This window comes from Sphingobacterium sp. SGG-5 (assembly GCF_011043525.1).
Lineage (GTDB): Bacteria > Bacteroidota > Bacteroidia > Sphingobacteriales > Sphingobacteriaceae > Sphingobacterium.
This window is the reverse complement of the sequence record NZ_JAAKGO010000013.1, coordinates 55613-62485: the sequence shown is the minus strand read 5'-3', so window position 1 is coordinate 62485 and position 6873 is coordinate 55613. Positions and strand designations below refer to the sequence as shown.

The 6873-nt window shown below is 51.9% G+C and carries 5 protein-coding genes; all 5 read left to right on the top strand.

The window, feature by feature from the left end; translation table 11 throughout:
• Window positions 1-204 precede the first annotated feature (204 nt).
• The 5 genes from G5B30_RS16220 to G5B30_RS17595 all read left to right on the top strand — a co-directional run bounded on the left by G5B30_RS16220 (window position 205) and on the right by G5B30_RS17595 (window position 6866).
• The gene (locus G5B30_RS16220; RefSeq protein WP_165321059.1) at window positions 205-1380 is read left to right on the top strand and encodes a tail fiber domain-containing protein; all 1176 of its coding nucleotides are present in this window, start codon (window positions 205-207) and stop codon (window positions 1378-1380) included.
• A 37-nt stretch (window positions 1381-1417) separates the two neighbouring features.
• Window positions 1418-5485 carry a gliding motility-associated C-terminal domain-containing protein gene (locus tag G5B30_RS16215; protein WP_165321058.1) on the top strand — a complete coding sequence of 1356 codons (4068 nt, stop codon included), beginning with the start codon at window positions 1418-1420 and terminating at the stop codon, window positions 5483-5485.
• Between the two features lie 317 nt (window positions 5486-5802).
• Window positions 5803-6258 (top strand): hypothetical protein, encoded by a 456-nt coding sequence (locus G5B30_RS16210; RefSeq protein ID WP_165321057.1) that lies wholly within the window; start codon window positions 5803-5805, stop codon window positions 6256-6258.
• Window positions 6259-6385: 127 nt separating this feature from the next.
• Window positions 6386-6655, top strand: a complete 270-nt coding sequence (locus G5B30_RS16205; RefSeq protein WP_165321056.1) for a helix-turn-helix domain-containing protein — start codon at window positions 6386-6388, stop codon at window positions 6653-6655.
• The gene (locus G5B30_RS17595; RefSeq protein WP_410528447.1) at window positions 6609-6866 is read left to right on the top strand and encodes an HTH domain-containing protein; all 258 of its coding nucleotides are present in this window, start codon (window positions 6609-6611) and stop codon (window positions 6864-6866) included. The genes G5B30_RS16205 and G5B30_RS17595 overlap by 47 nt, the downstream gene beginning before the upstream one ends.
• The last annotated feature ends 7 nt before the right edge of the window (window positions 6867-6873 follow it).

Genomic DNA, 6873 nt, shown 5'->3' with positions numbered 1-6873 from the left:
ACTGCTGCAGCTGAACTTCGGTGACTTCGGTATCGGCTACAGCTACCAGTTCAGCCCCAACAGCCGTACCCTGGACCAGCGTATCTCCGTCAACACCCATGAGATCGGCCTAAGATACAGAGTCGGCGGCGTAGGGTTGTTGTAGATATGCGAAATGGAGAATGAATAGATAAAGAAGCTAAAAACAAAGATTTAACTGTTACAATGAAAAAAATTTTTATAGCGCTATTGTGCGCCGTTACCAGTCCGGTGTTGGCCCAAGTGGGTATTGGAACAGATGACCCCAAAGCAGGATTACATGTGGTCGACAGTGCTGTGGTATTCAGTGTTGACGGTGACGTGGTTGCCTCGACCGCTGCGCCCGTATCGAACGGAGGGCGCCGCATGATGTGGTATCCAGAAAAGGCAGCGTTCCGGGTAGGCTATGTAGGTAGCTTCAGTGATACCTATTGGAATGCTAGCAATGTAGGGAACTACTCCTTTGCGGCAGGTAGCCATACCCGTGCTTCGGGGGCAAATTCCATCGCTCTCGGACTCGCTACTACCGCATCGGGCAATGAATCCGTCGCGCTCGGAAACAACGGAACAGCCAGTGGTGAGCGCGCTTTTGCCTTTAATGGCACGGCTTCTGCTGCGGGTGCCGTGGCGATCGGTTCAGGTGCACAGGCTACCAATGACGACGCGCTGGCAATGGGTCCTTCGTCAATAGCGGGAGGATTGGCGTCAATTGTACTCGGGCCGTCGATTGCCAATGGTAATTTTGGTGTAGCCATTGGCTTACAGAATAGCGCCAGTGGACAATTTTCTGTAGCTATAGGTAAAAATGCACGCACCGCAAGGCGGCAGGGCTCCATGGTGCTCGGCGACGGTGGAGCTGGATTTTCATCCGACAGTACATTTGCGACAGCCAATAATCAGATGACCATGCGTTTTATAGGCGGCTATCAGCTTTTCACCACTTACCAGAAGATTGCATCTCCCATGGGCGTACAGCTCGCTCCCGGGGCAGGCTCTTGGACAAGCGTAAGTGATCGCAACAAAAAAGAAAACTTCCAGCAGATTGACCTGGAATCTATCCTGCAGAAAGTAGCCGCAATTCCCGTCTCGCGTTGGAACTACAAAGCGCAACCTGCCACCCAACAACATATAGGTCCAATGGCCCAGGATTTTTATGCCGCATTTCAGCTGGATGGTCCGGATGCCGATAAGACGATCAATACGGTCGATATAGACGGTGTCAACATGGCTGCGATCCAGGCACTGGAAAAGCGGACGACAGCCCTCAAGACAGAAAACGACCGGCTCAAAGCTCTGTTGGAAGCTATGCAGAAACGTTTAGAAGTACTGGAGCAGCGCACGGCAGACTCGGCACAGAATTAAACGGATACTTACAGAATAACTTTAAAATATTTTGCTCATGATACGGAGGCTTTCTTTGCCGCAGTGGTGCGTCAGAACATGTATTGCATTGGTTTTGTGTATGACGGCATGCCTATCTGCTCAGGCGCAGCTGACGGTTGGAAACGGCGGTATGGTCATTAAGCCCGGCACGCTCTTTTCGGTCGACGGATTGACGTTCAACCCAACGGAAGAGGTCTCTTTTTCTGGCACCGTAATCCAACGGTCTACCACACCGGTTGACTATTCCGGCAGTACGTCGGTCAACCAAGTGTATACCTTTGGTGCTCCATTATCCTACACCGGCACATTACGTTTTCCTTATACTGACGACATGCTGGATGGCGAACCGGCCGAAAACCTCAAACTGATCTTTACGAGCGCAGATGGCGATCCGTTTACCATCATCCCTGAAACGGTAGTAGATCAAGCCAAGCGGGAAGCAAAATACGAATTTGAAACGGCTACGGTGCTGAAGCAATTCAGCGCACTGGCGGTCGACGATACGCCACCAACCGGCTATACGATCGCCATAGACCAAATAGAAATCACCCTTGTGAATCACACGGCCTTAAGCTTCACCTTCAGTGGGGCAGAAGTAGGAACGACGTTTGATTATACGGTGGCCAGTAGCGGCGGAGGTGCCCCAGTGACGGGCAACGGTACAATTACCACTGCCGGCCAACAGGTAGCTGGTATAGATGTATCCGGATTGCTTAATGGCACATTGACGGTAGCCGTTACGCTTACGGATCCAGCGGACAATGTAGGTAGCCCTGCTATGGATAATGTGACCAAAGCAGTAAGCTATCCACCGACCATTACCACCAGCGGCGGAATAACGATCTTCACGGAGGCTACTTCGGGACCCGTGATGATCGATAACGGCTTAACGGTGGCCGATCCGGATAACACGACACTATCCTCAGCAGAGGTGTCGATCACGGGTGGTTTCCGAGCCGGGCAGGATATACTTGGGTTTACAAACGATGGAAGTACCATGGGCAATATCCAAGGGAGCTATAATGCGGCCACAGGGGCACTCACGCTGACGTCTGCAGACGCTTCGGCTTCGCTGGCGCAATGGCAGTCGGCTTTACGGGCTGTAACTTACAGTAACAGTTCCTTAAGTCCGAGTACAACTACAAGAACAGTCAGCTTTACAGCAAATGACGGTACGGATAACAGTGTTATGGAAACCAAGTCTATCCTCGTGCTGGAGGTGAATACGGCGCCGGTTGTCACGGTACCAGCTGCCATTGCTGTGACGGAGGACGTACCTACTGCCCTCACGGGTGTCAGTTTCAGCGATGCCGATGCGGGATCAGGCCAGGTAACGGCGACATTTTCGGTACCGGGCGGTACGTTGACAGCAGTGAGCGGGGGCGGTGTGACGGTCGGCGGAACGGCCGCTGCCCTGACATTGACGGGGTCGATTGCGAACCTGAATGCATTCATTGCTGCCGGCAACGTTGGTTTTACGACCGCATTAAATGCAACGAGCGGTGTGACCCTTACCGTAGTTATCAACGATGGGGGCAATACAGGCTCGGGCGGAGCGCTTCAGGATTCCGAGACGGTTACACTACAGATTATAGCCGTGAACGACGCTCCTGTGGCGACTGTTCCGGCATCCATAGCTATTGACGAAGATGTTCAAACTCCATTGACGGGCATCAGCTTCAATGATGTGGATGCGGGCAGCGGGAATGTTACGGCAACCTTTTCGGTGCCCAGCGGTACACTGTCTGCTATATCGGGTAATGGCGTGACCGTCAGCGGGCCGGGAACGGCCACATTGACATTGACCGGATCGATTGCGGACCTGAACACATTCATTGCTGCCAGCAACGTTGGTTTCATGACCGGGTTACATGCAACGAGCAACGTAACCCTTACCGTAACGGTCGATGACGGGGGCAATACGGGATCGGGCGGATCTCTTGGGGACTCGCGGACGGTCACACTGACCGTGACGGCTATCAACGATGCACCGGTGAATACGATTCCGGGAGGACAGGAGGTTGACCAGAACGGGGTGCTGACATTCAGTGCTGCGAACGGTAACGGCATAATGATTTCGGATGTGGATGCCGGAAGTAATACGGTGGAAGTAACGCTGAGTGCGACAAACGGGTTACTGACCCTGTCAGGTACTGCGGGACTGACATTTGCCACGGGCAGCGGTACTGCGGATGCGACCATGACCTTTACGGGTACCATCGCTGACATCAACGTGGCGCTGGGGGGACTGACGTTCAGGCCAAATACGGGTTATTACGGTGCTGCGAACCTACAGATCGTCACCAACGACATGGGCAATTCGGGCTCGGGCGGTGCTTTGACGGATACGGATGCCATCAGTATCACGGTCAACCCGATCAACCCGGAAGTGCTGGAAGTCGGAACGACAAGTGCGGATAGAACGTATAAGATAGGCGATGTAATAACGCTGGCGGTAACATTCAACCAACCGGTGACGGTGGATGGAACGGGGGGCTTGCCAGCGCTGTTGCTGGAGACGGGTGCGGTTGACCGGGAGGCGGTCTACGTGTCCGGCTCGGGGACGACTGTGCTGACCTTCTCCTATACCGTTCAAGCAGGTGACATCAGTGCGGACCTGGATTATGCATCGATTGCCTCCCTGACGCTCAACGGTTCGACGGTACGGAATGCTGCCGGCCTCGACGCGGTACTGACCCTACCGACAGTGGGTGGTCCGAATTCGATCGGGGGCCAGCGTGCTATCGTGATCGATGGGGTCGTCCCTGCAGCGCCTGCTGGAGTGACGGCTACCTTTGGCAACGGGCAGAACGTGCTGAACTGGACGGTCAATACGGAGGGGGATCTGCGGTCGTACAAGGTCTACGGCGGCACGTCGGCCAATCCAGCGACTGTGCTGGCAACGGTTACAGCGCCAGCTACGACCTATGCCCATACGGGTCTGACGAACGGTACGAGGTATTACTACCGTATCACGGCTGTAGACCAAGCGGGCAACGAGAGTGCAGCAAGCACGGAAGTCAGTGCGGTACCTAAAGCACCGCAAGTGATCACGTTTGGTGCGCTGCCGTTGAAGACCTACGGTGATGCGGACTTTGCTCCGGGAGCGACCAGTACGAACAATACCATAGCCATTACGTATAGCAGCAGCAATGAAACGGTGGCCACGATCGTTGACGGCAGGATCCATATCGTTGGCGTGGGGACGGCGACGATCACGGCGTCGCAGGCAGGAGGCGCGGCCTATACACCGGCGGCAGATGTGCCCCGGACGCTGACGGTCAACACCAAAGCACTGATCATCACGGCCAATGACCAGAGCAAGATCTATGGCAATGCCTTTGCCTTTAATGGTACCGAGTTCACAAGCCAGGGTCTTGTCAACGGTGATGCAGTTACCTCGGTAACATTAACTTCAGCAGGAGCATCAGCCTCTGCCGATGTAGACATCTACGATATCACCGCTTCGGCAGCACAGGGACCAAAAGTGGGTAACTACGATATCAGCTATGTAAGCGGCACACTGACGGTGAACAAAGCCCCGCAGACGATCACGTTTACCGATCCGGGCACACTTTACCGTGATGCGGGCACGATCGACCTTGACGTGTCATCCAGTAGCGGCCTACCGGTCAACCTGACGATCGATGACGATATGATCGCCACGGTCAACAGCACGGCACTGACGATGACGGTCAAGCGTCTGGGCACGGTGACCATCACGGCCAAACAGGAAGGCAATCCCAACTACCTACCTGCCGATCCGGTCTCGGTGACGGTACGCATAGCCAACGATGAGGGTGCCGCATTACCGGTACGTGTACACCAGGCCGTATCGCCCAACGGCGACGGCATCAACGACTTCCTGATGATCGAAGGGGTACGCGACTACCCGGAGAACAAAGTGACGATCTTTGACAAGTCCGGCAAGGTGATGGCGGAGATAGAAGAATACGACAACCGGAACAACGTGTTCCCCGGTGGCCGCACCGTACGCGACGGTACATACTACTACTACCTGGACATCAGGGACGGCGGCACATGGAAACGCGAGAAAGGGTTCTTTATCGTCCGCAGGCAGTAATTTTGTATTGCGATATGCGCCTGCCTACGATAGGCAGGTATTGAGTATTGAGACGTGAGATATGAGAAGCAGTATCTGTACAAGAGCTATAGGTGTCGCCTCAGCGGGTCGCGTATGGTAAGAAGGAAGAGACATTGTAGCGAGCCGGTACAGCGACAAGGCTTGGGCACTTGGCCGATACCAAGTGCCTGCCCGTCCGGCAAGAGGACAAAACCTTCGCGGCTCGAGCGATAAAAAAGTAGCCGCCAAGTATTTGGAACTTCAGTAAAGAGGTTGTACCTTTATTCACTGATAAAACCAAACTTATCTATTACCTTATGATGTATCTCGTAGGAGTTGCTGTTGCTTTAATTGGCCTTGTTGTCGGGTTACGGATAAGACGTCGTTACCTTGCACGTGTATTCCAAGACCATATGGATATACAGGTCTCCGTTTTGTTAGCGAAAGAACGGCGTGGGAGGCGTCGCGCCCATGGCTCGCTGATTTTGGAACTGAAGCATTACGACGAAAACTTACAAAGTATCTACATCACATCTATTCGCAGTAAAAATGAAAAAATACACGTTAAATACTTCAGCGGACTGCTTTTTGAAGTCAATCGGGCCAATAGAGAAGATACGAGGATGCTCTCCATAGGCATACGGATGTCAAACTGTGCCGAAGACAATTGTCGCCAACACAAGGAAAGCGTATATGTGGAGGGGAAGCTGTACTTTATGGATAAAACCAAGAAATCCTTCGGTAAAGACATCGTACTCAGCTTAATCCGGTAAAAAATTTGTTTCTTCCGTTTGAAGGGAGTAGTTTTGTTGCTTAATTGGTGCGATGATCACTCTTCCTTACAAGGATTCATACATAACTTTTAGGGAAAGATAAACTGATAAGAAGTTTATGTTAACAATGAATAAAGACCTTAGACCTGTCACAATTCAAGGAGAAGATAAAGCTGCTGAATTTAAAGCGTCATTTAGTGATGAGGTTATTATTTCGTTGGGGGCGTTTTCCAATACAAAAGGAGGGACAGTATATATTGGTATTTCGGATAATGGAGAAGTAAAAGGTGTAGCTCTGCACATTCAGGAGTATCCCGTTAAGCCCGTTTCCGCCACCGGAGTTCAAAACTATGGGGGAAGGTTTTCAAGTGACGGTTTTTGCTTCTTTCATGCATAAAGGATCTGATGTCACCGAAAATGTCACTGAAAATAGAAGGAGGCAAATTGTGAATTTAATGCTTAAACATCCTTCAATAACGACTGCGCAAATAGCAGAAATGTTAAACGTTACAAAAAGGACAATAATTAGAGATGTAGAAAAATTGAAAGACAACGATCAAGTACAATATATCGGTCCAGCTAAAGGAGGCTATTGGAAAGTTAAATGAGAGACAA

Excerpts from the sequence above, each read along its gene's own strand:
- G5B30_RS17595 (WP_410528447.1), top strand. The coding sequence starts at position 6,609 with ATGGGGGAAGGTTTTCAAGTGACGGTTTTTGCTTCTTTCATGCATAAA.
- G5B30_RS16215 (WP_165321058.1), top strand. The coding sequence starts at position 1,418 with ATGATACGGAGGCTTTCTTTGCCGCAGTGGTGCGTCAGAACATGTATT.
- G5B30_RS16210 (WP_165321057.1), top strand. The coding sequence starts at position 5,803 with ATGATGTATCTCGTAGGAGTTGCTGTTGCTTTAATTGGCCTTGTTGTC.
- G5B30_RS16205 (WP_165321056.1), top strand. The coding sequence starts at position 6,386 with ATGAATAAAGACCTTAGACCTGTCACAATTCAAGGAGAAGATAAAGCT.
- G5B30_RS16220 (WP_165321059.1), top strand. The coding sequence starts at position 205 with ATGAAAAAAATTTTTATAGCGCTATTGTGCGCCGTTACCAGTCCGGTG.